The 22149-nt window shown below is 73.6% G+C and carries 23 protein-coding genes; 10 read left to right on the top strand and 13 right to left on the bottom strand.

Annotated elements, in window-relative coordinates; translation table 11 throughout:
* The first annotated feature begins 82 nt into the window (after positions 1-82).
* Complete coding sequence (locus ACZ6N8_RS11765; RefSeq protein WP_466009831.1) at positions 83-1021, top strand: NAD(P)/FAD-dependent oxidoreductase; 939 nt, start codon at positions 83-85, stop codon at positions 1019-1021.
* A 15-nt stretch (positions 1022-1036) separates the two neighbouring features.
* Here ACZ6N8_RS11765 and ACZ6N8_RS11760 read toward each other — a convergent pair whose 3' ends face one another.
* The 3 genes from ACZ6N8_RS11760 to ACZ6N8_RS11750 all read right to left on the bottom strand — a co-directional run bounded on the left by ACZ6N8_RS11760 (position 1037) and on the right by ACZ6N8_RS11750 (position 5304).
* On the bottom strand, positions 1037-2332 hold the full coding sequence (locus ACZ6N8_RS11760; protein ID WP_466009830.1) for a cation:proton antiporter: 1296 nt from the start codon (positions 2330-2332) through the stop codon (positions 1037-1039).
* 102 nt (positions 2333-2434) lie between these two features.
* The gene (locus ACZ6N8_RS11755) at positions 2435-3112 is read right to left on the bottom strand and encodes an HAD family hydrolase (protein WP_466009429.1); all 678 of its coding nucleotides are present in this window, start codon (positions 3110-3112) and stop codon (positions 2435-2437) included.
* Between the two features lie 53 nt (positions 3113-3165).
* Positions 3166-5304: a SpoIIE family protein phosphatase gene (locus ACZ6N8_RS11750; protein ID WP_466009427.1), complete on the bottom strand. Its 2139-nt coding sequence runs from the start codon at positions 5302-5304 to the stop codon at positions 3166-3168.
* Positions 5305-5502: 198 nt separating this feature from the next.
* Here ACZ6N8_RS11750 and ACZ6N8_RS11745 point away from each other — a divergent pair, with 198 nt between their 5' ends.
* On the top strand, positions 5503-6312 hold the full coding sequence (locus ACZ6N8_RS11745) for a membrane protein (RefSeq protein WP_466009425.1): 810 nt from the start codon (positions 5503-5505) through the stop codon (positions 6310-6312).
* A gap of 63 nt (positions 6313-6375) precedes the next feature.
* Here the strand turns inward: ACZ6N8_RS11745 and ACZ6N8_RS11740 are convergent, their stop codons facing one another.
* Positions 6376-6729 carry a DUF6401 family natural product biosynthesis protein gene (locus ACZ6N8_RS11740; protein WP_364371450.1) on the bottom strand — a complete coding sequence of 118 codons (354 nt, stop codon included), beginning with the start codon at positions 6727-6729 and terminating at the stop codon, positions 6376-6378.
* A gap of 156 nt (positions 6730-6885) precedes the next feature.
* Between ACZ6N8_RS11740 and ACZ6N8_RS11735 the strand changes: the two genes are divergently transcribed.
* Positions 6886-7335 (top strand): hypothetical protein, encoded by a 450-nt coding sequence (locus ACZ6N8_RS11735; protein ID WP_466009423.1) that lies wholly within the window; start codon positions 6886-6888, stop codon positions 7333-7335.
* On the opposite strand, the gene ACZ6N8_RS11730 is transcribed toward ACZ6N8_RS11735, so the two are convergent.
* On the bottom strand, positions 7332-7541 hold the full coding sequence (locus ACZ6N8_RS11730; RefSeq protein WP_364371445.1) for a hypothetical protein: 210 nt from the start codon (positions 7539-7541) through the stop codon (positions 7332-7334). The genes ACZ6N8_RS11735 and ACZ6N8_RS11730 overlap by 4 nt on opposite strands.
* A 158-nt stretch (positions 7542-7699) precedes the next feature.
* Between ACZ6N8_RS11730 and ACZ6N8_RS11725 the strand changes: the two genes are divergently transcribed.
* On the top strand, positions 7700-8959 hold the full coding sequence (locus ACZ6N8_RS11725) for an MFS transporter (protein ID WP_466009420.1): 1260 nt from the start codon (positions 7700-7702) through the stop codon (positions 8957-8959).
* Here the strand turns inward: ACZ6N8_RS11725 and ACZ6N8_RS11720 are convergent.
* From ACZ6N8_RS11720 to ACZ6N8_RS11705, 4 genes are all read right to left on the bottom strand, one after another.
* The gene (locus ACZ6N8_RS11720; protein WP_364371439.1) at positions 8914-9177 is read right to left on the bottom strand and encodes a hypothetical protein; all 264 of its coding nucleotides are present in this window, start codon (positions 9175-9177) and stop codon (positions 8914-8916) included. The genes ACZ6N8_RS11725 and ACZ6N8_RS11720 overlap by 46 nt on opposite strands.
* A gap of 112 nt (positions 9178-9289) precedes the next feature.
* The gene (locus ACZ6N8_RS11715) at positions 9290-9751 is read right to left on the bottom strand and encodes an SRPBCC family protein (protein WP_088947319.1); all 462 of its coding nucleotides are present in this window, start codon (positions 9749-9751) and stop codon (positions 9290-9292) included.
* 49 nt (positions 9752-9800) lie between these two features.
* The gene (locus ACZ6N8_RS11710) at positions 9801-10217 is read right to left on the bottom strand and encodes a DUF2795 domain-containing protein (RefSeq protein ID WP_354819322.1); all 417 of its coding nucleotides are present in this window, start codon (positions 10215-10217) and stop codon (positions 9801-9803) included.
* Positions 10218-10304: 87 nt separating this feature from the next.
* Entirely contained in the window at positions 10305-11291 is a 987-nt protein-coding gene (locus tag ACZ6N8_RS11705) for a YihY/virulence factor BrkB family protein (RefSeq protein WP_466009417.1), read from the bottom strand.
* A 159-nt stretch (positions 11292-11450) separates the two neighbouring features.
* On the opposite strand from ACZ6N8_RS11705, the gene ACZ6N8_RS11700 reads away from it, so the two are divergent.
* A complete protein-coding gene (locus ACZ6N8_RS11700) occupies positions 11451-11852 on the top strand; it encodes a ChaB family protein (RefSeq protein ID WP_466009415.1) in 402 nt (133 codons plus the stop codon).
* A 57-nt stretch (positions 11853-11909) separates the two neighbouring features.
* Here the strand turns inward: ACZ6N8_RS11700 and ACZ6N8_RS11695 are convergent, their stop codons facing one another.
* Positions 11910-13343: an aldehyde dehydrogenase family protein gene (locus tag ACZ6N8_RS11695; RefSeq protein ID WP_466009413.1), complete on the bottom strand. Its 1434-nt coding sequence runs from the start codon at positions 13341-13343 to the stop codon at positions 11910-11912.
* A gap of 72 nt (positions 13344-13415) precedes the next feature.
* Here ACZ6N8_RS11695 and ACZ6N8_RS11690 point away from each other — a divergent pair, with 72 nt between their 5' ends.
* The gene (locus ACZ6N8_RS11690; protein ID WP_466009411.1) at positions 13416-15023 is read left to right on the top strand and encodes a phytoene desaturase family protein; all 1608 of its coding nucleotides are present in this window, start codon (positions 13416-13418) and stop codon (positions 15021-15023) included.
* Between the two features lie 116 nt (positions 15024-15139).
* Here the strand turns inward: ACZ6N8_RS11690 and ACZ6N8_RS11685 are convergent, their stop codons facing one another.
* The 3 genes from ACZ6N8_RS11685 to ACZ6N8_RS11675 form a co-directional block, all read right to left on the bottom strand.
* Complete coding sequence (locus ACZ6N8_RS11685) at positions 15140-15907, bottom strand: polyprenol monophosphomannose synthase (RefSeq protein ID WP_139586273.1); 768 nt, start codon at positions 15905-15907, stop codon at positions 15140-15142.
* Positions 15908-16039: 132 nt separating this feature from the next.
* Entirely contained in the window at positions 16040-17041 is a 1002-nt protein-coding gene (locus ACZ6N8_RS11680; protein WP_466009408.1) for an SDR family oxidoreductase, read from the bottom strand.
* 2 nt (positions 17042-17043) lie between these two features.
* Positions 17044-17466: an SRPBCC family protein gene (locus ACZ6N8_RS11675; RefSeq protein WP_466009406.1), complete on the bottom strand. Its 423-nt coding sequence runs from the start codon at positions 17464-17466 to the stop codon at positions 17044-17046.
* A gap of 172 nt (positions 17467-17638) precedes the next feature.
* On the opposite strand from ACZ6N8_RS11675, the gene ACZ6N8_RS11670 reads away from it, so the two are divergent.
* Genes ACZ6N8_RS11670 through ACZ6N8_RS11655 form a run of 4 tightly spaced genes read left to right on the top strand, consistent with a single transcriptional unit; the run spans position 17639 to position 22141 of the window.
* Positions 17639-19312 carry an HAD-IIIA family hydrolase gene (locus ACZ6N8_RS11670; protein WP_466009405.1) on the top strand — a complete coding sequence of 558 codons (1674 nt, stop codon included), beginning with the start codon at positions 17639-17641 and terminating at the stop codon, positions 19310-19312.
* Positions 19309-20283 (top strand): glycosyltransferase, encoded by a 975-nt coding sequence (locus tag ACZ6N8_RS11665; protein WP_466009403.1) that lies wholly within the window; start codon positions 19309-19311, stop codon positions 20281-20283. The genes ACZ6N8_RS11670 and ACZ6N8_RS11665 overlap by 4 nt, the downstream gene beginning before the upstream one ends.
* Positions 20268-21485: a glycosyltransferase gene (locus ACZ6N8_RS11660; RefSeq protein ID WP_466009401.1), complete on the top strand. Its 1218-nt coding sequence runs from the start codon at positions 20268-20270 to the stop codon at positions 21483-21485. The genes ACZ6N8_RS11665 and ACZ6N8_RS11660 overlap by 16 nt, the downstream gene beginning before the upstream one ends.
* Positions 21482-22141 (top strand): D-sedoheptulose-7-phosphate isomerase, encoded by a 660-nt coding sequence (locus ACZ6N8_RS11655; protein ID WP_364372119.1) that lies wholly within the window; start codon positions 21482-21484, stop codon positions 22139-22141. Before ACZ6N8_RS11660 ends, ACZ6N8_RS11655 begins: the two co-directional genes overlap by 4 nt.
* Positions 22142-22149 lie beyond the last annotated feature (8 nt).

Below are 22149 nucleotides of genomic sequence, written 5' to 3'. Positions count from 1 at the left end.
CCTTTCTTCGAACAGGTGTGCCAGTACCCCGATCGTCGGTGGTTCATGCCCACCCGCCGCCGCCTACGATCAGCCGATGAGCGTGACGGTTGTGGGAGCGGGCATCGCCGGAGTGGCCTGCGCCGTGGAGCTGACAGGTGCGGGCGTGCCGGTGCGGCTGCGCGAGCGGGGGCACGTCTGCGGCGGCCGGATGGCAAGCAAACGCTTCGCCGGGCGCCCCGCCGACATCGGTGCCGCGTACTTCACCGTCAGCGACCCGGACTTCGCGGTCGTCGTCGAGCGGTGGCGCTCCGCCGGTCTGGTCCGGGAGTGGACCGACACCTTCCAGGCGTACGACAGGCAGGGGCGCCACGACGTGCCCGGGCCGATGCGCTTCGCCGCGCCGCGCGGGCTCCGCTCGCTCGTCGAGGACCTGGCCGCCCCGCTGCCGGTGACAGTCGACCGGCTGGTGCTCGGCGTCGATCCCGGGCCGGTCGTGGACGGCGAGCCGTGCGCGGCAGTCGTCCTGGCCATGCCCGGCCCGCAGGCGGCGCTGCTGCTCGCCCCGGCACTCGCCGACGCCACCCGGGCCGTGCAGGCGCAGAGCTGGTCACCGGCGCTCGCCGCCGTGCTGCACTTCCCGAGCCGCCGCTGGCCCGACTTCGGCGGCGCGTTCGTCAACGACCACCCGGTGCTCAGCCTTGTCTGCGACGACGGCGACCGGCGCGGCGACGACGCGCCGGTGCTTGTCGCGCACACGGTGCCCGCGTTCGCCAGCGGTCACCTCGCCCAGCCCACCGGGGCGGGGCCGGCGATCGCGCAGGCCGTACGGGACCTGCTGGGGCTGCCCGAGCAGGCCACCGACGTGCACGTGCACAGGTGGACCTACGCGGCCCCGACCGGCGGTACCGACGGCCAGACCTTCCACCTGGACGCCGACGGGATCGGCCTGGCCGGTGACGCCTTCGGCAAGCCCCGGGTGCAGACCGCCTGGCGCTCCGGACGGGACCTCGGCCGGGCGCTGGCCGCCCGCCTCGCCTGAGGGGTCGTCGCCCGCTCAGCCGTGTCCGGCGGCGGCGACGGGCTGGGCGGAGGAGTCCCGTTCGGCGGGGTCGGAGGTCCGTTCGCCCTCGCGGTCCAGCAGCTGCATGACCGGGGTCGCCGTGATGCCGTGCACCACCACCGACACGAGCACCACCAGCCCGACCGTGGCCCACAGCAGTTCCGCCTGCGGAAAGTCTGCCTTCGTGGTGGCGTACGCGAGGTAGTAGAACGAGCCCACCCCGCGGATGCCGAACAACGAGATCACCCAGTGCTCGGCGGGACGTCCCGGAGCCCCGCGCAGCGACAGCCAGCCCGTCAGCGGCCGGATCAGGAACACCAGCGCCAACCCGACCGTGGCCGCCTGCCAGGTCAACGGGGCGAGCAGCCCGCCCACGATCGCGCCGCCGAGCAGGAGCAGCAGCACAAGCGTGAGCAGTCGTTCGATCTGTTCGGCGAAGTCATGCAGCACCGCGTGGAACTCGTGGGTCCGCTCCGCCGCCCGGATCGCCCGGGCAGCCACGAACACCGCGAGGAAGCCGTACCCGCCGACCACCTCCACCAGGCCGTACGCCAGGAAGGTGGCGGCCAACGCGAGGAAACCCTCGGCGTGCCGGGCCAGCCGCAGCTTGCTGGGCGCCCGGAAGAAGAGCTTGCCGAGCAGCCAGCCGATGAGCAGGCCGCCGCCGACACCGACGGACACCTTCCACAGCACGTCCACCGTGAACCACTTCGCCATCCAGTCGCCCGGGGCGAGACTCGTCGAGGCGATGGCGATCGCCGCGTAGACGAACGGGAACGCCAACCCGTCGTTGAGGCCGGCCTCGGAGGTCAGCGCGAAGCGGACCTCGTCCTCGGAGTCCTCGACATCTGTCGGTTCGCCGACCTGCACGTCGGCGGCGAGCACCGGGTCGGTCGGGGCCAGCGCAGCGCCCAGCAGCAGCGCCGCCGCCGGAACCAGGCCCGCCCACCACCAGCCGAGCAACGCGACTGCCGCGATGCACAGTGGCATCGCGATGGCCAGCAGCCGCCAGGTCGACGACCAGCGGGCCCAGCTCAACGGGCGGTCGATCTTGAGCCCGGCGCCCATCAGGGCGACGATCACCCCGATCTCGGTGAGGTGGGTGGCCAGCGCCGGATGGGCCAGCGGGTCCGGTGTGGGCAGACCCACCGGCAGCAGGAAGACGAGCATGCCGAGGCCCAGAAAGGCGATGGGCATGGACAGTGGACGGTGCTCCAGCACCCGGGGCAGGATCCCTGCGAGCAGAGCACCGAGGCCCACCAGAGCGAACGCCACGTCTACCGGCTCCACCATGCCACCTTCCGCCCGCGCCCACTGGTTGCGGGCAGGTGGTGACCATGCCCCGGCGGAACTCCGGCTATGCGTACGCGGCCCGACCAACCCGAGTGGGCTTCACCTCGCGCGGGTCAGGGGAGAGGTGGACAGTTCGGCGAGCAGGGCAGCCGGGTCGTCGTACACCGCCACCGCCCCGGCGCCGGCCAACTCGCCGCGGCTGGTGCCGCCGCAGGTCAGGCCCACACACGGGATGTCGAGCTTGCCGGCCGCCGCGACGTCCCACACCGAGTCGCCGACGAAGACCACCCGCTCGGCGTCCAGTCCGGACTGCTCCAGCGCGGCCACCAGGATGTCCGGGGCCGGCTTGCTCTGCTCCGCGTCGGCCGAGGAGGTGACTGTTTCCACGACGTCGTCGGCGCCCAGCGCCCGGCGTAGCGCGCCGACCTCGTGCTCCGACGCGCTTGTCGCCAGCACCACCCGCAGGCCCCGCTCGGCGCAGGCGCGCAGCAGGTCAGCCGCCCGGGGCAGTGGCGTGAGGCGTTCCCAGTACTCGGCGTACAGGGTGTCGTGCGCGTCGCGCAGCTTCTGGTCGGCGTCGCGGTCCCGCTCCGGGCCGAGCAGATGATCGAGGAGCTTGTCCGCGCCCATCCCGATCGACCGGTGCACTGTCGCCATCGGCACCGGCTGGTCGGTCTGGCGCAGAGCCTCCCACCAGGACACGGTGTGCAGGTAGGTGGTGTCGACGAGGGTGCCGTCGACGTCAAAGAGGACGCCCGCGGGTCGGTCAGTGGCCATGCGCATCCCCTACCCGCTGGGCGGTCGGCTGATTCGTGCGGGCACCCGCTCCGTCAGCGGCGCTCCACGGCCGGAACGAGGATCTCGAACCACACCGTGGAGCCGCGGACCGTCGGATCGGTGCCCCAGGCGTCGCTGAGCTGCTCGATCAGCCCGAGACCACGGCCCCGACTGCTCAACGTGTCGGTGCGGGTACGGGTCACGGTGCCCCGGGTACCGGTGTCGGCGACCGAGACCAGCAGCCGCTCCGGGCTGAGGTCGATCTCCACCCGGGCGGCGGTGCCGGCGTGCAGGAGGGCATTGGTGGTCAACTCGCTCGTGCAGAGCACCGCCGCGCCGATCACCGACTCGGGCACCTGCCACTCGGTGAGCTGGCCGGTCATCCAGTGCCGTACCCGACTCGGCGCGGTCGGCTCCGCCGGCACCTCCATGCTCGCCGAACGGCTCGGCTTGAGCGCGTGCTCGACCGCGAGGACTGCCACGTCGTCCTCGGTGCCACCGGGCACGGCGGCGGTGGCCACCGCGCACAGCGCGCGCGGATCGCTGCTGGCGGCCTTCGCGACGGCGTCGACGAGGGAGTCCAGCCCGGCGGTGAGACTCTGCCGACGGCGCTCCACCACACCGTCGCTGAAGAGCAGCAGGGTGTCGCCGGGACGGAGCGCCACGGTGGCGGTGACCGGCCGACCTCCGAGCCCCAGCGGAGGGCCGGTCGGCAGGTCCACGTACTCGGCGCGGGAACGGCCGTCCGGGTCACTGCGGCGGATCAGCGGGGCCGGATGACCGGCGCTGGCGAGGGTGACCTGCCGGCGGTCCGCGTCGACGACCCCGAACACCACGGTGACGAACAGTTCGTCGGTGCCGGCCTCCGCGCCGAGGCTGGTCACCAGCCGGTCCAGTCCGGCCAGCACCGCGTCCGGGGACGGGTCGGCCAGGGCCAGCGCCCGCAGGGCCGCGCGGACCTGTCCCATCCGCGCCGCCGCCTGCACGTCGTGCCCGGCCACGTCACCGAGCACCACGCCGAGGTCGCCGGTGGGCAGCAGGAACGCGTCGTAGAAGTCGCCGCCCGCGGCGTTGCCGTCCACCCCCGGGTCGTAGCGGGCCGCGATCCGCAGCCGGGGCAGGTCCGGCAGGTGCGCCGGCAACATGCTGCGTTGCAGTAACTGGGCGGTGCCGTGCTGGGTCTCGAAGCGACGCGCCCGCTCCGCCGCCTGACCGATCAGCTCGCAGGAGGCGGCGAGCAACGCCCGCTCGGCGGCCGACCAGGCGTGTGTCGCCTGGAAGCCGACCGCCAGCCCGCCGCGCACCACAGAGGTGCCCAGCGGCAGGGCCGCCATCGACCGGATCTTCTGATCGTGACGGTCGACAGCGGTCTCGCGCAGCGGCTGCCCGTCCCGCAGGAACGAGGGGTCACCGGCCCGCGCCACCCGCACCACGGGGGCCGACCAGTCCGCCGGTACGCGCCGCCACAGCGGCGGGAGGCGCTCGTCGGCCTCGTCCATCAGCTCGCCGCGCACCCTGCGCACCGTCCGCCAACCGCCGCCGCCCTCGTCCACAGCGAACGCCACCTGGTCGGCGTCGAAGGCGTTTATCGTGTGCCGCAGCGCCACCCGGGCCACGTCGTCGAGGGTGAGCGTGCCGGCGAGCGCGGCGGCCACCTCGCTGAGGCTCTGCAACTGCTCGGTGACGTGGGTGGTCTCGGCGGCCACCGTCAACATGCCGACGATCCGCCCGGCGCTGTCGCGCACAGGCGAGTAACCCCTGGTGAAGACCGCCTGCTCCGCCACTGCGGCGTGCTCGCGCACCAGGGGGACCGTCGACTCCTTCTCCAGGAACGACACGCCCTGCCGGTAGGTCCGCTCGATCACCTCACCGACCCCGGGCAGCGCCCAGACCTCCGCGTACACCTCGGCGGCGGGGCGGCCCAGGGCGCCGGGGTGTCTGCTGCCCAGCAGCTCGGCGTACCCGGCGTTGTAGAGCAGCACGAGATCGTCGCCGTACGCCAGTGCCATCGGCATCGGCGAGGCGAGGATCAGCTCGATCACGGCCCGGACCGACGGGTCCCACGCCTCGGGTGGGCCCAGCGGGGTGCTGGCCCAGTCGTGGGCGAGCACGCCGGCGTGCGCCCCCGCTCCGGTGGATGCGCCGGGGACCGGAGTTGCTGGCGTGGGGACTCGCCCGACCGTTCCTGGCATGTCCGCAGCCTATCCGGCCCCGCGAAAACGACATCCGATCATGGCGGCGGGTCATCATGGGCGCGGCCGTGGTGGCTGTTCGGCCAGTTCAGGGCCCTTCTCCGCCGGCTTGTCGGAAAAAACTCCGCGAGCCGCGCGGACTGCCGCACCCCCGGCCGGGTATGCGCCCGGCGCAGTCCATGCGACAGGAGGGACGTCATGCTGAAAACCCTCGCGGTCCGGCAGGCCGACATCGGCGATGCCATCGCCGACACCTGGAGGTCGGTGCTGCTCTTCATCCCGAAGGCAGTGGCCTTCATCGTCATCCTCGTGGTCGGCTGGCTCATCGCCAGAGCCGTCCTCAAGATCGTGGATACGGTGCTAGAACGGGTGCGCTTCGACGAAGCGGTCGAACGCGGAGGCATCAAACGGGCCCTGGAGAGAACGAAGTACGACGCCAGCGACATTCTGGCCAGACTGGCGTACTACGCGGTACTGCTGTTCACGCTGCAGTTCGCGTTCGGAGTCTGGGGTCCCAACGCGATCAGTGACCTGATCAGCGGCGTGGTGGCCTGGCTGCCGCGGGCCTTCATCGCGATCGTCATCGTGGTGGTGGCTGCCGCGATCGCCAACGCCGTCCGGGATCTGGTCACCGGGGCGCTGGGCGGGCTCTCGTACGGCAAGGTCCTGGCCGACCTGACGGCGATCTTCATCATCGCCCTCGGCGTGATCGCCGCGCTGAACCAGGTGGGCATCGCCACCACGGTCACCACTCCGGTGCTTATCGCGGTGCTCGCCACGGTGGCCGGCATCCTGATCGTCGGTGTCGGCGGTGGTCTGGTGAAGCCGATGCAGAAGCGCTGGGACGGCTGGCTGGACCGGGCCGCGCGGGAGGCGCGGGCGGTGCAGCAGCAGCGTCAGGCCACGGCGGCCGGGCGTAGCGACATGGAGCGGCAGATGGCCGACCGCGGCGGCGACCGCACCCAGGCCATGCCCCGGGTCGACGAGGCCCAGCAGTACCGCCCGTAGCGGCCGGGTCGTACCGGGAAGAGGGTGTTCGCGCGTCCGTGCGGGCACCCTCTTCCGCGCGGCTCAGGCCCCGTCGAGTGAACGGGCCAGCGCGCAGACGGCGAGCAGTCGGGCGAGCGGCCACTCCGGTTCGCTCCAGTCCACCGGGCCGTGTGGCGGGGTCCACCCGTGCTCCAGGGCCGCTTCGCGCAGGCCCTCGGCGTAGCCGGCGAGGGACGCCGCCGTCAGGGGCTGCCGGTCGCCGTCGAGGCTGTCCCGTACGGCCGCGGCGTGCTGGTCGACGAGGGCGAGCAGCCCGGGGCGGGTGGCGGCGGCAGCGAGCCCGACGGTGCCCACGGAGACGGTGAGGGCGGCCAGGGTGGACCGCGCCGAGTCGACGGCGGTACGGGAGGCGACCCGGGTGAACGGCACACGCATGGTGACCGAGGCTAACCGACAGGTGAGCGGACCGGCCTCGGCCGCTCGGCGGGTGTCGGCCACGCCACTGGACGACCCGGGCTGGCCGCGAGGGTTGATCCGGCACAGACGGGGCAGCAGGAGAACCACGGCACACACCAGAGCACGGAGGCACCCATGGGACAGCGAGCGGACGCGCCGGACGAGCGGCACCGCCGGCCGGACGGGGTGAGCGACGAGACGGTCGCCGCCCTGGGCAAGCTCAGCGAGGCGATGGAGTGCGTGGAGAGAGCCCGGGGGCACCTGTACTCGCTGCACCAGTTGATCGGGCACGCCGACCTGATGCTCGACGACGCCGTGGAGCAGTTCCGCGCGGCCGGGCACCAGCAGCTCGCCGACCGGATCGCCACCGAACTGGTGGGTCGCAACGTCATCGCCGGACGGTGGACGTTCCAGATCGTCGAGGACTTCGACGACGGCTACCACGCGCTGTTCCGGGAGCTGGACCAGCAGGCCCGGGACGAGTTGGTGGGTGGGCGGCGGCACCTCTACGAGGCCGAGATGAAGGAGCGCCGCCGCAGCCCGGGCAGGCCGGGGCACGAGGCCCGGCCTGCCAGCGGCGGCTAGTCCCCTGTCGCGCCGGCGGGCCGACGCCGTGCCGCGTCGTCAGCGATGATCACGGTGGCCACCATCAGCGCGACGCAGAGGCTGAACAGCCAGGAGTCGTCGGAGACGAGTCGGGCCGAGACCGGCGCCTGGAGCGCGGCGAGCAGGAAGCCGAGCCAGGCGAGCCGGCGCTGACGCGTGGAGAGGATTCCGGAGCCTTGATGCATTCCGAAATTCTTACGCGAATAAGCCGGCTTGCCGTCCTCCGATCGGCCGATTCTGGATGAGCTGTCCGTTTTCTCGACCGTCCGGACACCACTTCTTGCCGTGGGAGGTCCGTGACCGGCGGTGCCGGTAAGGTGCGCCTGCGGCAGGATGCTGTTCCGTGTCCACCGCACCCGCGCCCCGCGCGTCCCTGCTGCTGCTGGCCTACCTCGCGTTCGTCAGTCTCGGCCTGCCCGACGGCCTGCTCGGCGTCGGCTGGCCCTCGATCCGGGCGGACTTCGAGGTGCCCACAAAGGCCGTCGGGCTGCTGCTCACCGCCGGCACAGTCGGCTACCTGACCTCAAGCGTGCTGGCCGGGTTCACGCTCGCCCGGGTCGGGGTGGGCGCGCTGCTCGCCGGCAGCACCCTGCTGGCCAGCCTGGCGTTGACCGGCTACACGGTCAGCCCGGGGCTCGCCGTGATCGTCGTCTGCGCGCTGCTGCTCGGGCTGGGCTCCGGCGCGATCGACTCCGGACTCAACGCGTACGCCGCCGGGGCGTTCGGCCCGCGACACATGAACTGGATGCACGCGTTCTTCGGCCTGGGCGTGGCGATCGGCCCGCTGATCATGACCGGTGCGTTGAGCGCCGGGCTGGCCTGGCGCTGGGGGTACGGCATCGTGGCCGCCGCCCAACTCGCCCTCGCCACCGCGTTCGCGCTCACCGTGCGCGCCTGGCGCCGCGCCCCCACCGATCCGGGTGCCGCGCCGGCACCGACCACTCCTGCGGTGCGCGTGCCGGTACGCGCCACGCTGCGGCTGCCTGCGGTCTGGTCGGGGACTGTCGGCTTCGCGCTGTACGTGGCGATCGAGGTGTCCGCCGGGCTGTGGGCGTTCCTGCTGCTCACCGAGGGGCGTGGGCTCAGCGCTGCGGCGGCCGGCGGCTGCGTGTCCGCGTACTGGGGGAGTCTCTTCGTGGGCCGGGTGGTGCAGGGCGTGGTCGCCGAGCGGCTGGGCACGCGGCTCGTGCTGCGCGCGAGCCTGGCCGGGATGGTCGTCGGCGCGGCGCTGATCGCCGTACCCGGGTCGGCGGCGCTGGCCGTCGTCGGCCTGGTCGTGGTCGGTTTCGCCGCCGCTCCGGTGTTCCCGCTGCTCACCCTCACCACCGCCGACCGGGTCGGCGCGGCCCACGCGGACCGCGCCATCGGCCTGCAGATCGGCGCCGCCGGGCTGGGTGCCGCGCTCGTCCCCGGTGGGCTCGGCGTCCTGATCGACGCCCTGTCGGTGCAGGTCCTCGGTCCGGCCCTGGCGGTGCTCGCGGTGGCGCTGTTCGTGCTGTACGAGCTGGGCGCCCGCCGGCCCGCGCGGCCGGTCGGCCACCCGGGGCCCGAGTCCGCTCAGCCGTTGTCCGGTCCGGTCCGGCCGGTGGTGGAGGGGCGGTAGGCGCGCTCCGGGTCGGTCGGCTCCCGGCCGGCGCCCCGGGCCTGCCCGGCGCGGTCGGCCGCCGCCGGCCCGTGCCCGAACGCGGCCTCCTCACCGGCGTCGTTGCCTGTCACGTCGTCGGCCTGCCCGTCGAGGCTTGAGCCCGACACGGCGCGTTCCAACTCCTCGAGCGGGAGCCGTTCCTCGTCCCGCCACACCCTGATGTTGTCGTCGGTCATGTCCTCAGCCGTACCCGGGCGCGATGATCGCAAACGGCGCCGCGCGGGCGGGCTCGGACACGGCGATGGCCGCCGGGAACTCCGGCGGCCATCGCGTGGGTGGTACTGGGGATCACGGCTGCGGGCGGTCCACCGACCCGCGCCAGGCGCCGGTCTCCTGACCGCGCCGCTCGATGAAGGTCTTGAACCGCTCCAGGTCGCCCTTGGCCCGCCGGTCGACGATGCCGAGCTTGTCGCCGGCCTGCTCGACCACCCCGTGCGGCTCGAACTCGAGCTGGAGGGTGACCCGGGTCTTGTCCTCGTCCAGGCGGTGGAAGGTCACCACACCGGCCTGCTGCGTGCCGCCCGTGGAACGCCAGGCCACCCGCTCGTCGGGCAGCTGCTCGGTGATCTCGGCGTCGAACTCCCGCTTCACCCCGGCGATGTCCACCGTCCAGTGGGTCATCGTGTCGGAGAGCTGCCGAACCTCCTGCACACCCTCCATGAACTGGGGGAACTCCTCGAACTGCGTCCACTGGTCGTAGGCGGTGCGGACGGGTACGGCAACATCGACGTGTTCGGTAACGCCACTCATCTGGGAACCTCCTTCGGCCGCTGAGCGCTCGGATCGGGGGCGATCCGGCTCACCAGCGGGTTGTCTCGTTCTTGTGGCCGAGCGCGGCCCACACCTCGGAGACGGTCTGGTACTCGGTGCCCTCGGGCAACCGCTCCAGGGCCGCCAGGATGTCGTCCGGCGCCTCGTTCTCGCGGGCGCTGGCGATGAGGACGAGGCGGTCGCCCGGCAAGGCGCTCATCGAGATGAACCGGCCGAGCCGGCTGCGCTGCTCGACATCCGCGGAACTCATCCCCTGCGGGGTGCCGGTGCGCAGGTCGCCGGCCGGGGCGGTGGTCGTCTCCGGCTGGTCCTCGCCCGCCGGCTCCGGCACCCGCGACTCGTCGACCCGAGAGCCGCCGGTCCCCGGCCCCTGTACGAGGCCGCTGACCTCCTGGCTCATCTGCTCGTCGATCCTCGGTCCGTGCTTGCTGTTGCCACGCTCCATGCCTTCTGCGCTACCCGGCACCGGGGTCGGTAAACCGGCACCCGATGACGAACCGGCCCCCGGACCGGACATCCGGGCCTCGACGGCTCAGTCGTCGGCGGGCTTGCGGGGCGGCAGCACCGGTTCCTCCGGGTCCGGGTCGCCGGCCTGCAACTGCCGCCCGCGCTGCACCTCGGCGTTGATCTGCACGCCCAGCATCAGCGCCGAGTTCGACAGGTAGAGCCAGACGAGGAACGCGATGGCCGCGCCGAGGCTGCCGTACGTGGCGTCGTACGAGGCGAAGTTGGCCACGTACAGACCGAAGCCGAAGGAGACGAGCGCCCAGGAGACGAGCGCCACCGCACCTCCCGGGGTGAGCCAGCGGAACCGGGGCTGGCGCACGTTCGGGGCGATCCAGAACAGCAGCGACAGCAGCACCATCATGATCATGGCCAGGACGGGCCACTTCGCCACGCTCCACACCGTGCGGGCCAGGCCACCGGCATTGACCAGGTCGCCTACCGCGTCGGTGACCGGACCGCTGACGATCAGCCCGAGGGCGACCACCGCGAGGAGCACAAGCGTGATCGCGGCCAGGCCGATCTGCAACGGCCGCAGCTTCCACACCGCCCGACCCTCGGTCACCCCGTAGATGGCGTTGGAGGCCCGGGTGAACGCCCCGATGAAGCCCGACGCCGACCACAGCGCGCCGAGCAGACCGAAACTCAGCAGCAGCTTGGGATTGCTCTGTTCCACCACCACCGACCGGATCACCCCGACCACGCCACCCTCGTCGTCGGTGAGCACCGACCCGGCGCCCACCTGGTTGGCGAGGTCGACCACCGTGTCCACGGTCCGCTCACCGGAGGACACCAGGCCGACCAGGGCCACCACCACGATTGCCGACGGGAAGAGCGCCAGGACGCCGTAGTACGTCAACGCGGCGGCCCAGTCCGAGCAGTTGTCGGTGACGAAGTTCCGCACGCTGCGGACCAGCACGCCACGCCAGGTCCGCCAGTTCAACTGGCGCACCCGCCGGGGCAGCCGTGCGCCGGAGGTGCCGCCGAGCGTCGTACCCGACTCCGTGGTCGTCATGCCCGCTCCCATGTGCGCCCGGCCGCCGAACGACCGGTCGTCCGGTCGAGCCTGGCCCGGCCGGTACCCGCGCCGGTAAATCGACAAACCCGCCAGGCTGTTTGCCCGCGGGTGTCCGGGGAACGACAGGGGAATCTGACCGACACGGAGGAGGACGAGATGCCCGGGCGCGAGGACATGCCCAGCACGCTGCGACGCTCCCCGGACAAGGCGCAGCGCACCTGGGAGAAGACACACGACTCGGCGGTGCAGACCTACGGCGAGGGGGAGCGGTCGCACCGCACCGCCTTCGCCGCGGTGAAGCACGAGTTCGAGAAGGTGGGCGACCACTGGGAGCCCAAGGGCCGCAAGGGCCCGAGCGACGCCCAGGCGGCCGGCGGTGGGCCGGAGCGCCGCTCGCCCACCGCGGGCGGGGTGGACGCCAACGCCACAAAGGACCACCTGATGTCGGTGGCCCGCAAGCTGGACGTACCCGGCCGGTCCAGCATGACCAAACCGGAGCTGGTCAAGGCCATCGAGAAGGCGAACGACCGCGCCACCCGCAAGGCCCGCGGCGACTGACCAGCCACGACGGTACGCACGGGCGGACGAGGCACTGTCGCGTCCGCCCGTGCCTCGTCACCAGTGCCCGCCGGCCGGCGCCTCGATGTGCACCGCCTTCGTCGCGGTGAACTCGTCGAGCAGCTCCGGGCCGTAGCCGAAGCCCTGCCCGCTGGCGCGACGTGGATGCGCGGCGCCGCCCGGTGCCCCGCCGAACACCGAGTTGACCTTCACCGTCCCCACCGGCAGCTCCCGCCACGCCCGCTGCGCGTGGGTCATCGAGGCGGTGAGCACCGTGGCGGCCAGCCCGTACACCGAGTCCGCCGCGCAGCGCAGCGCCTCCTCGTACGAGTCGACGACCACCACCGGGGCGACCGGTCCGAACGTCTCCTCCCGCACCAGCGGCATGTCGTGCCGGCAGTCGGTGACCACGGTGGCCGGGTAGAACGCCCCCGGCCCGTCCGGCACCTCACCACCGACGCGGACCCGCGCACCCGCCGCCACGGCCGCCGCGACCTGCCCGTGCACGTGATCCCGGTGCCGCCTGTCGACAAGCGGACCGAGTTCGGTGTCCGGGTCCCGCCCCGGCCCGGTCCGCAGCGCGCCCGCCCGTCGTACGAGCGCCGCCACGAAGTCCTCGGCCACGTCCCGGTGCACGTAGATCCGCTCCACCGCGACGCAGATCTGCCCGGCGTTGGCGAACGCGCCGAGCGCCGCCTGCTGCGCCGCCCACTCCGGGTCCACGCCCGCGTCGACGACGAGCGGGTCGCTGCCACCGTTCTCCAGCAGCACCTTCGCGCCGGTGCGGGCCGCCGCCGCGGCGATGGCCCGTCCGGTCGCCGTGGAACCCACGTGCGCCACCACGTCGACCTCCTGGGCGGCCAGCGCCGCACCGACCTGCGGCCCGCCGGTGAGCAGCGACAGCACTCCGGCCGGCAGCGCCTCGTCCAGCGCCCGCGCCAGCAGCCAACCCGTCGCCGGCGTCCGTTCGCTGGGCTTGTAGAGCACCACGTTGCCGGTGACCAGGGCCGCGCCGAGCAGCCCGCAGGAGATCGCCACCGGGTCGTTCCACGGGGTGATCGCGGCCACCACGCCGCGCGGCTGCGGGGTCATGAAGTCGAGCGCGTCCTGCGCGCCGTTGAGCGTCCGCCCGCCGCGCAGCGGGGCCAGCTCCGCGTACTGTCGCAGGGTGCCGATGCCCGCCTCGACGCCGCCGCGGGCGTCCGCCAGGGGTTTGCCCATCTCCGCCGTGACCGCCGCCGTCAGCTCGTCGGTGGCCGCCGCCACCGCGTCCGCGGCCCGGTGCAGCGCCGCCGCCCGCGCGGCAGGCTCGGTCGCCGCCCACTCCGCCGCCGCGCCGCGCGCCGCCTGTGCCGCCTTGCCGACCTCGTCGGCGGTGGCCACCGGCGCCGTGCTGACCGGCGAACCGTCCGCCGGGTCGTGCACGACCAGCTCACCGCCGTCGCCGCCCGCACCCCACACCCCGCCCACCAGCTGCGCAACCGTGTACATGCGGCGCTGGATGCCCGGGCCCGGGCGAGGCAAACGCGTTTCGCCCGGTTGCGCGCCGGGTAGCCGGATCGGATGACTACCACCGGCGCGCAGAGCGCGGACGCCGTCGTCGTCGGGGCGGGTCACAACGGTCTGGTCGCGGCCAACCTGCTTGCCGACGCCGGATGGGACGTGGTCGTGCTGGAGGCCACCGCCGTGCCCGGCGGGGCCGTCCGCTCCGGCGAGGTGACCGCGCCCGGCTACCTCAGCGACCTCTACAGCTCCTTCTACCCCCTGGGGTACGCCTCGCCGGTGCTGCGCGGGCTCGATCTGGGCCGGCACGGCCTGTCCTGGCGGCACGCCCCGGACGTGTTGGCGCACCTGCTGCCCGACGGGCGGGCCGCGGTGATCAACCGGGATCCGGACGTCACAGCCGCCTCGCTGGAGCAGTTCGCCCCTGGTGACGGCAAGCGCTGGCTCAACGCGTACACCGACTGGCTCGATGTGGCCGAGCCGATGCTGGACACCATCACCACGCCGTTCCCGCCGGTACGCGGCGGGCTGGGTCTGCTGCGCCGGCTGCGGATCGCCGGCGCGCTACGGCTGGCCCGGCGGCTCGTGGTGCCGGTGCGCAAGCTCGGCGACGAACTCTTCGACGGCCCCGGCGGGCCGGCGCTGCTGGCCGGCTGCGCCCTGCACACCGACCTGTCCCCGGAGGAGGCCGGCTCCGGGGTGTACGGGTGGCTGCTGGCCATGCTCGGTCAGCAGGTCGGCTGGCCGGTGCCCGACGGCGGCGCGCAGCAGATCACCAACGCGCTCGTCGACCGCCTCCAGGAGCGCGGCGGGACGATCATCTACGGCGCCGCCGTCGACCGGGTGCTCACCGCCCGAGGCCGGGCGATGGGCGTGCGTACCGTAGGCGGGGCGCTGTGGCGGGCCCGCCGGGCCGTGCTCGCCGACGTGCCGGCCCCCGCGCTCTACCTCGACCTGGTCGGCGCGGCGGCGCTGCCGTCCCGGCTGGTCGAGGACCTGGCGCACTTCCGCTGGGACGGCTCGACGCTCAAGGTGGACTGGGCGCTCTCCGCGCCGGTGCCGTGGACGAACCGGCAGGTGGCCGGCTCGGGCACCGTGCACCTCGGCGCGGACCTGAACGGGCTCACCCACTACGCCGGCGAGCTGGCCCGGGGCGAGCTGCCCCGCGATCCGTTCCTGCTGGTGGGGCAGATGTCGGTGGCCGACCCGAGCCACTCCCCGCCGGGCACCGAGTCGTTGTGGGCGTACACCCACCTGCCGTTCCGGCGGGACTGGCGGGCCGACGACGTCGTCGGGCACGTGCAGCGGATGGAGGACGTGCTGGAGGCGGCGGCCCCGGGCTTCCGGCAACTGATCGTGGGCCGGCACGTGGCCGGGCCGGCCGACCTGGAGAAGGAGAACCCGAGCCTGGTCGGCGGCGCTCTCGGCGGTGGCACGGCCGCCGCGTACCAGCAGCTGTTCCTGCGTCCGATCCCCGGCCTGGGCCGGGCGGACACCCCGGTGGACCGGCTCTTCCTGGCCAGTTCGTCGGCGCACCCCGGCGGCGGGGTGCACGGCGCGCCAGGCGCGAACGCGGCCCGTGCTGCGCTGGCCCGCGACCGCGCGCTCACCGGCCGCGCCTACGCCGCCGCCATCGCCCAGGCCCACAAAACCGTCTACCCCACCTAACCCCCTGCGCCGCCCGCCCCCAGAGGCCCGGTTGATCAAGAGGTTCGCGTCGGTGTCCGGCCCGGATCTGACGCAAACCTCTTGATCACCCGGATGGGTGAGGGTCGGGGGCGGGGTCAGCGGGTGATGTTGCGGTGCTTGTTGCGGAGGCGGAAGGGCATCAACGCACTCTCGATCTTGGTGGCGGTGGTCATCTTCGACTCGCCGTCGCGCCGCTCCTCGAAGCGGATCGGCACCTCGAGGATCGTGTGCCCCAGCTTGGTGGCCAGGTAGTGCATCTCCACCTGGAAGCTGTAGCCGTTGGACTGGACCCGGTCCAGGCCGATGTCCCGCAGGGCGTCCGCCCGCCAGATCTTGAAGCCGGCCGTCAGGTCCCGGATCCGCACCCGCAGCAGGGTGTGCACGTACAGGTTCGCCCAGCCGCTGAGCGCCCGGCGGTACAGCGGCCAGTTCTCGTCCAGCTCGCCACCGGGCACGTACCGGGAACCGATCACCACGCCGGCCTGGGTGGAGAGCAGGGCACCGAGCATCCCCGGCAGCGCCTCCGGCGGATGCGACAGGTCGGCGTCCATCTGGGCCACGTACTCGGCGCCACCGTCGAGGGCACGCCCGATCCCGTCCACGTAGGCCCGGCCCAGGCCCTCCTTGCCGGCCCGGTGCACCACCTCGATCCGATCCGGGTGCTCGATGGCCAACTTGTCGGCCACCTCGCCGGTGCCGTCGGGGGAGTTGTCGTCGGCGACGAGGATGCGCAGCCCCGGCAGCGGCAGCGCGAGCAGCCGCTCGACCAGCGCCGGGAGGTTGCCCGCCTCGTTGTAGGTGGGCACCACGACGGTCAGGCGTGCGTCCCGCCACGGCGACGGCAGCTGCACGGGCTCGATCATGTCGGACATCCTCGGTTTGCGGACAGGGCTACCTGAGAGGGTATCCAGTTGTCGCGTCCGAGTGGAAAACGCTCCCCTTCCGGGCGTTGCGGGCGAGGTCACCCCAATGGCGGCGGGCGCCCACAGCGCGGGTCACCGCAGTCGCCGGGCCACCGCGGTGAGGGCCAGCGCCACACCGGCGAGCGCGACTCCGGACAGCGCCGGCTTGTGGGTGCCCACCCACAGCGCCGCCGAGCGGTCGCGCGCCCGGTCGGCGAACACGCCCGCCGCACCCCGGTCCCGGTCCTCGTCGCCTGGGTGGTCCAGGTTGTCCCGCCAGGTGCCGGGGTCGATCCTCTCGCCGGTCTGCTGGCTGTCGTACCCGTCGCGGGCCAGCTTGCGGTCGAGCAGCCCGGGGATCAGGATGTCGCCGAGGCGGGCACGCCAGGTCGGACCGCCGACGTTGAGTTCCCGGGGACCGTGGTCGGCGGCCCACACGATCGCGCGGGCGGCCACCTCCGGAGCGAAGATCGGCGGCACCGGCTGCGGATGCCGGGGCAACCGGGTACGCACCCAGGAGAACTGCGGCGTGTTCACCGCGGGCAGCTGCACCATCGACAGCTTCACCCCCGGGCAGTCGTGCAGCAGCTCGGCCCGCAGGGAGTCGTTGAACCCCTGCACGGCGTGCTTGCTCGCGCAGTACGCCGACTGCAACGGGATCCCCCGGTACGCCAGCGCGGAGCCCACCTGCACGATTGCGCCCCGACCGTGCGCGCGCATGTGCCGCAGCGCCGCGAGGGTGCCGTGCACCGTACCCAGGTAGGTGACCTCGGTGACCCGCCGGAACTCGCGGGCCGGGATCTCCCACGCCGGTGCGAACACCGACACCATGGCGTTGTTGACCCACACGTCGATGCCGCCCCAGCGGTGCACGACGTCGTCGGCGGCCCGCTGCACCGCGCCCGCGTCCGCCACGTCGACCCGGTGGACGCGGACGTCGGCGGCGCCGCGCAGCCGACAGTCCCGCTCGGCGGCGGCCAGGCCGGCCTCGCCCCGGGCCAGCAACGCCAACCGGGCGCCCCGGGCCGCGTACGCCTGCGCCACCGCCCGGCCCACGCCGGCGCTCGCACCGGTCACCACAACGGTCTGCGTCACGGTCACCCCTTCTGTCGGGTGGCGATGTCGGAGAGCCGTGCCAGCGTCTCCCGGTTACGCAGGTGCAGCACCAGGTCGTTGAGCTTGTTGCGGACCCAGCGCAGCGGTCCGGCGGCGAACTGCTCGCCGATGCGGACCCGGGTGGCGCCGTCACCCACCGGTTCCAGGGTGAACGACACGACCGCCTCGCCGGCCGGCCACAGACCGGCGAGCAGCACGAGCCGGCGCGGCGGTTCGCAGACCAGCACCGTGGACGCGTCCTGCAACGAGAACGGCCACGGGCCGGCCCGGTGGTGCAGCTGACTGCCCACCCGCGGCCACGCGTCGTCGACGTCCCGCACGTGTGCCGTGCCGACCACCCAGTCGCTGTACGTCCACCCGTCGGCAAGCACGTCGAACACCTGCTGCGGGGGAGCTTCGATCACTTTCTCCACAATCGCCACTGGACTCCCATACCCGCGCGGCGGTGGTGCTAACGACCTGCGGGTTAGCTTCTCCGGGGCGGCGGGTAAGGCCGACGCGGGGCACCGGTGGCGGCGCTGGCCCACCACGTCCACGACGACGTTTACTCCTCGGGGCGCAGGGAACCCGCCGCCTGTGCGACAGGACCAGGAGGATCCGGATCAGCGCAGGTCAGCCCGGGTGTACGCCCGCGCTGGCCAGGCCTGGTCCGGGCCCGTCGGGAGCCCCCGCGGGGTCCTGTACGACGCCGTGCTGCTCGACCGGGACGGCACCCTGATCGAGGACGTGCCGTACAACGGTGATCCGGAGAAGGTGCGGCCGGTGCCGGGCGCGCGGGCGGCGCTGGACCGGTTGCGGGCCGCCGGCCTGCGACTGGCGGTGGTGACCAACCAGTCGGGTCTGGCGCGTGGCTACTTCACCGAGGAGCAGATGCGGGCTGTGCACTCCCGCGTCGAGGAGCTGCTGGGCCGCTTCGACGCGTGGTTGGTCTGCCCGCACGACGACGCCGACGGGTGCGACTGCCGCAAACCGGCGCCGGGTCTGGTGCACGCCGCCGCCCGGCAGCTGGGCACGAGCGCGTCGCGGTGCGTCATGGTCGGCGACATCGGCCGGGACGTCGCCGCCGCGCTTGCCGCCGGAGCGGCGGGGGTTCTGGTGCCCACACCGGTGACCCGGCCGGAGGAGGTCGCCGCCGCCGGATGGGTGGCCGCCGACCTGCCCTCGGCGGTGCGGGAGATCCTGCGCCGCCAGGAGGCGGTACGCCCCGAGCCGGCCGGTGAGCGGATCGGGACGGCATTGGTGGTGCGGTCGGACTCGGCCGGGGACGTGCTGGTCACCGGGCCGGCGATCCGTGCGGTGGCGGCGGGCGCGCGGCGTGTGGTGCTGCTGTGCGGGCCGCGTGGACGAGCCGCCGCCGAGCTGCTGCCCGGCGTCGACGAGATCATCGAACACCCGCTGCCGTGGATCGACCCCACTCCGGCGCCAGTCGACCCGGCGGCCCTGCGCGACCTGACCGCGCGCCTCGCCGCCGTCGACGCGGACCAGGCAGTGGTGTTCACCTCCTTCCACCAGTCGGCCCTGCCCCTGGCGCTGCTGCTGCGGATGGCCGGGATCGGCCGGATCGCGGCGATCAGCGACGACTACCCGGGTTCCCTGCTGGACGTACGCCACCGGGTGCCGGTGGGCGTCCCCGAGCCCGAACGCGCGCTCTCCCTCGCCGCCGCCGCCGGCCACCGGCTGCCCGACGGCGACGAGCCGGTGCTCCGCCTCCGGCCGGATGCCCTGCCCCCGCGCCCGGCCGGTCTCGGCGACCCCGGGTACGTGGTGCTGCACCCCGGCTCGGCCGCGTCGAGCCGGGCCTGCCCGCCCGAGCTGGCGACCCGGATCGCCGGCGCGCTGAGCGCCGCCGGGCACCGGTTGCTGGTCACCGGCGGTCCCGACGAGCGGGCGGTCACCGCCCGCGTCGCGGCGGCCGGCGGCATCGACCTGGGCGGCCGGACCGACCTGGCCGGCCTGGCCGCGATCGTGGCGGACGCCGCCGCGGTGGTGGTCGGCAACACCGGCCCCGCGCACCTCGCCGCCGCCGCCGGAGTGCCGGTGGTGAGCCTGTTCGCGCCGACCGTCCCGTTCGGACAGTGGGGGCCGTACCGGGTGCCGACCGTCCGACTCGGGGACGCCGCCGCGCCCTGCCGGGACACCCGGGCCGCCAGCTGCCCCGTCCCCGGGCACCCGTGCCTGAGCGACGTCGAGCCGGCCGAGGTGGTCGAGGCGCTGCGGGTGCTCGCCGTTGCCGGTGGTGGCGGCCGATGAACGTTCTGCTCTGGCACGTGCACGGCTCCTGGACCACGTCGTTCGTGCACGGCCGTCACCGCTACCTGATCCCCACCACACCCGACCGGGGTCCGTACGGCCTCGGCCGGGCCCGCACCTACCCGTGGCCGGACACCGCCGTCGAGGTGAGCCCGGACGAGCTGCCCGACGCCGACGTCGACCTGGTCATCCTGCAACGGCCCGAGGAGATCGACCTGGCCGAACAGTGGCTGCGCCGCCGTCCCGGCCGGGACGTCCCCGCCATCTACGTCGAGCACAACACCCCCAAGGGCGACGTGCCGAACACGCGCCACCCGATGGCCGACCGTGACGACCTGCTGATCGCCCACGTCACAGGTTTCAACCAGATCTTCTGGGACACCGGCACCACCCGCACCACAGTCGTCGACCACGGCATCGTCGCTCCCGCCGTGTCCTACACGGGCGAGCTGGACCGGCTCGCCGTCGTGATCAACGAGCCGGTGCGCCGGGGGCGGGTCACCGGCACCGACCTGCTGCCCCGCTTCGCCGAGATCGCCCCCCTCGACGTTTTCGGCATGGGCGTCGCCGGCCTCGCCGACCACCTGGGTCTGCCCGCCGACCGGCTCACCAGCCACGACGACGTACCCCAGGACCGGATGCACGCCGAGCTGGCGCGGCGGCGCGCGTACCTGCACCTGTGCCGCTGGACCTCGCTCGGGCTCAGCCTCATCGAGGCCATGGCGATCGGCATGCCTGTCGTCGCGCTCGCCACCACCGAGGCGGTGACTGCCGTACCACCGGAGGCGGGGGTCCTCGCCACCCGGACGGACACCCTGCTCGACGCCGCCCGCCGGTTCATCGCCGAACCGGAGGCCGCGCGTCAGGCCGGCGCGGTGGCACGGACCGCCGCACGGGACAGATACGGCCTCGACCGTTTCCTCGCTGACTGGGACCGGCTGCTGGAGGAGGAGATATGCGGATCGCGATGATCTCGGAGCACGCCAGCCCGCTCGCCATCCTCGGAGGCGAGGACGCCGGCGGCCAGAACACGCACGTCGCGGAGCTGTCCGCGGCGCTCGCCGCCGCCGGCCACGAGGTGCGGGTCTACACCCGCCGCGACGCGCTCGACCTGCCGGTGACGGTCCGCAGCCCGGACGGGTACGACGTGGTGCACGTACCCGCCGGGCCGGCCGAGCCGGTGGCCAAGGACGCGTTGCTTCCGCACATGCGGGAGTTCAGCCGCTGGCTGGTCGAGCGGTGGCGGGGCGGCGACTGGACGCCCGAGGTGATCCACGCGCACTTCTGGATGAGCGGTCTCGCCGCGTTGACCGCCGGGCGGCAGACCGGGGTGCCGGTGGTGCAGACGTACCACGCGTTGGGCACCGTGAAGCGCCGCTACCAGGGCGTACAGGACACCAGCCCGGCACGCCGGATCGCCTACGAGCGGGAGTTGGGCCGCTCGGTGGACCGGGTGGTCGCGCAGTGCCGCGACGAGGTCGGCGAGCTGGTCCGGATGGGAGTGCCCCGGTCCCGGATGACTGTGGTGCCGTCCGGGGTCAACCTCGGCACGTTCGCCCCGCTCGGGCCGGCCGCCGAACGGGAGCCCGGGCGGGCCCGGATCCTGACCGTGGGCCGGCTGGTCGAGCGCAAGGGCTTCCAGACGGTCGTGCGCGCGATGGCGCTGGTGCCCGACGCCGAGTGCGTGGTGGTCGGCGGCCCGCCCGAGGGGCTGCTGGAGACCGACCCGTACGCCCGCCGGCTGCGGGCGCTCGCCGAGACGTGCGGGGTGGCCGACCGGGTGCACCTGGTCGGCGCGGTGCCCCGGGAGGAGATGGGCCGCTGGTACCGCTCGGCGGACCTGCTCGTCGCCGCACCCTGGTACGAGCCGTTCGGCCTGACCCCGCTGGAGGCGATGGCCTGCGGGGTGCCGGTCGTCGGCACCGCCGTGGGTGGCATCCGGGACACGGTTGTCGACGGGACGACCGGGGATCTCGTACCGGCGCGGGACCCGAGGGCGCTCGCCACCGCGATCCAGGGGCTGCTCGACGACCGGATCCGGCGTTTCGCGTACGCCACGGCGGCGCGCGAGCGGGCCCGGTCGCGGTATTCGTGGGCGGCGACCGCGGAGCGGCTGGCGGAGGTCTACGCCGAGGTGGCCGCGGTGCGCCGGCCGAGCCGGGTGGTGGCCTGATGCCGGCGGGCAACCTGCTGGAGACCCACCTGACGAACCTGGCGGCGGCGCTGGTGCCCTACCGGCTCTGCGAGCCGCAGGTGGCGCGCTGGGGTGCCGAGCTGGCCCACCGGCTGACGGCCGGCGGCCGGTTGCTGGTCGCCGGCAACGGCGGGAGCGCCGCCGAGGCCCAGCATCTGACCGCCGAGCTGGTGGGCAAGCTGCACCACGACCGGCAGCCGTTGTCGGCGATCGCCCTGCACGCCGAGACGAGTGCGGTCACCGCCATCGCCAACGACTACGGCTACACCGACGTGTACGCCCGGCAGGTCCGCGCGCACGGGCGGCCCGGCGACGTCCTGCTGCTGCTGAGCACCAGCGGCGCCAGCGAGAACCTGCTCACCGCCGCGAGGGCCGGCCGCGACGCCGGCCTCACCACGTGGGCGCTCACCGGTCCGACTCCCAACGCCCTCGCCGAGGCGTGCGACGAGGTGCTCGCCGTGTCGTCGACCGACACCCAGGTCGTCCAGGAGCTGCACCTCGTCACGAGTCATCTGATCTGCGAGTACCTCGAGAAGGAACTGCCCCCGTCGGCCGTCACCGCGTCGTCGTCTCCGGTTCGGACCGGGGTCGAGGTGGTGCTCGACGGCGGGGCCGGACAGCAGGTCGACGCGTGAGGATGAGG

It is taken from the genome of Micromonospora sp. NPDC047521, assembly GCF_055587305.1.
Note: the sequence above shows the minus strand (reverse complement) of the source record. Positions and strands in the feature narration are given on the sequence as shown.

Excerpts from the sequence above, each read along its gene's own strand:
- ACZ6N8_RS11755 (WP_466009429.1), bottom strand. The coding sequence starts at position 3,112 with ATGGCCACTGACCGACCCGCGGGCGTCCTCTTTGACGTCGACGGCACC.
- ACZ6N8_RS11750 (WP_466009427.1), bottom strand. The coding sequence starts at position 5,304 with ATGCCAGGAACGGTCGGGCGAGTCCCCACGCCAGCAACTCCGGTCCCC.
- ACZ6N8_RS11745 (WP_466009425.1), top strand. The coding sequence starts at position 5,503 with ATGCTGAAAACCCTCGCGGTCCGGCAGGCCGACATCGGCGATGCCATC.
- ACZ6N8_RS11740 (WP_364371450.1), bottom strand. The coding sequence starts at position 6,729 with ATGCGTGTGCCGTTCACCCGGGTCGCCTCCCGTACCGCCGTCGACTCG.
- ACZ6N8_RS11735 (WP_466009423.1), top strand. The coding sequence starts at position 6,886 with ATGGGACAGCGAGCGGACGCGCCGGACGAGCGGCACCGCCGGCCGGAC.
- ACZ6N8_RS11730 (WP_364371445.1), bottom strand. The coding sequence starts at position 7,541 with ATGCATCAAGGCTCCGGAATCCTCTCCACGCGTCAGCGCCGGCTCGCC.
- ACZ6N8_RS11720 (WP_364371439.1), bottom strand. The coding sequence starts at position 9,177 with ATGACCGACGACAACATCAGGGTGTGGCGGGACGAGGAACGGCTCCCG.
- ACZ6N8_RS11715 (WP_088947319.1), bottom strand. The coding sequence starts at position 9,751 with ATGAGTGGCGTTACCGAACACGTCGATGTTGCCGTACCCGTCCGCACC.
- ACZ6N8_RS11710 (WP_354819322.1), bottom strand. The coding sequence starts at position 10,217 with ATGGAGCGTGGCAACAGCAAGCACGGACCGAGGATCGACGAGCAGATG.
- ACZ6N8_RS11705 (WP_466009417.1), bottom strand. The coding sequence starts at position 11,291 with ATGACGACCACGGAGTCGGGTACGACGCTCGGCGGCACCTCCGGCGCA.
- ACZ6N8_RS11700 (WP_466009415.1), top strand. The coding sequence starts at position 11,451 with ATGCCCGGGCGCGAGGACATGCCCAGCACGCTGCGACGCTCCCCGGAC.
- ACZ6N8_RS11695 (WP_466009413.1), bottom strand. The coding sequence starts at position 13,343 with ATGTACACGGTTGCGCAGCTGGTGGGCGGGGTGTGGGGTGCGGGCGGC.
- ACZ6N8_RS11690 (WP_466009411.1), top strand. The coding sequence starts at position 13,416 with ATGACTACCACCGGCGCGCAGAGCGCGGACGCCGTCGTCGTCGGGGCG.
- ACZ6N8_RS11685 (WP_139586273.1), bottom strand. The coding sequence starts at position 15,907 with ATGATCGAGCCCGTGCAGCTGCCGTCGCCGTGGCGGGACGCACGCCTG.
- ACZ6N8_RS11665 (WP_466009403.1), top strand. The coding sequence starts at position 19,309 with ATGAACGTTCTGCTCTGGCACGTGCACGGCTCCTGGACCACGTCGTTC.
- ACZ6N8_RS11660 (WP_466009401.1), top strand. The coding sequence starts at position 20,268 with ATGCGGATCGCGATGATCTCGGAGCACGCCAGCCCGCTCGCCATCCTC.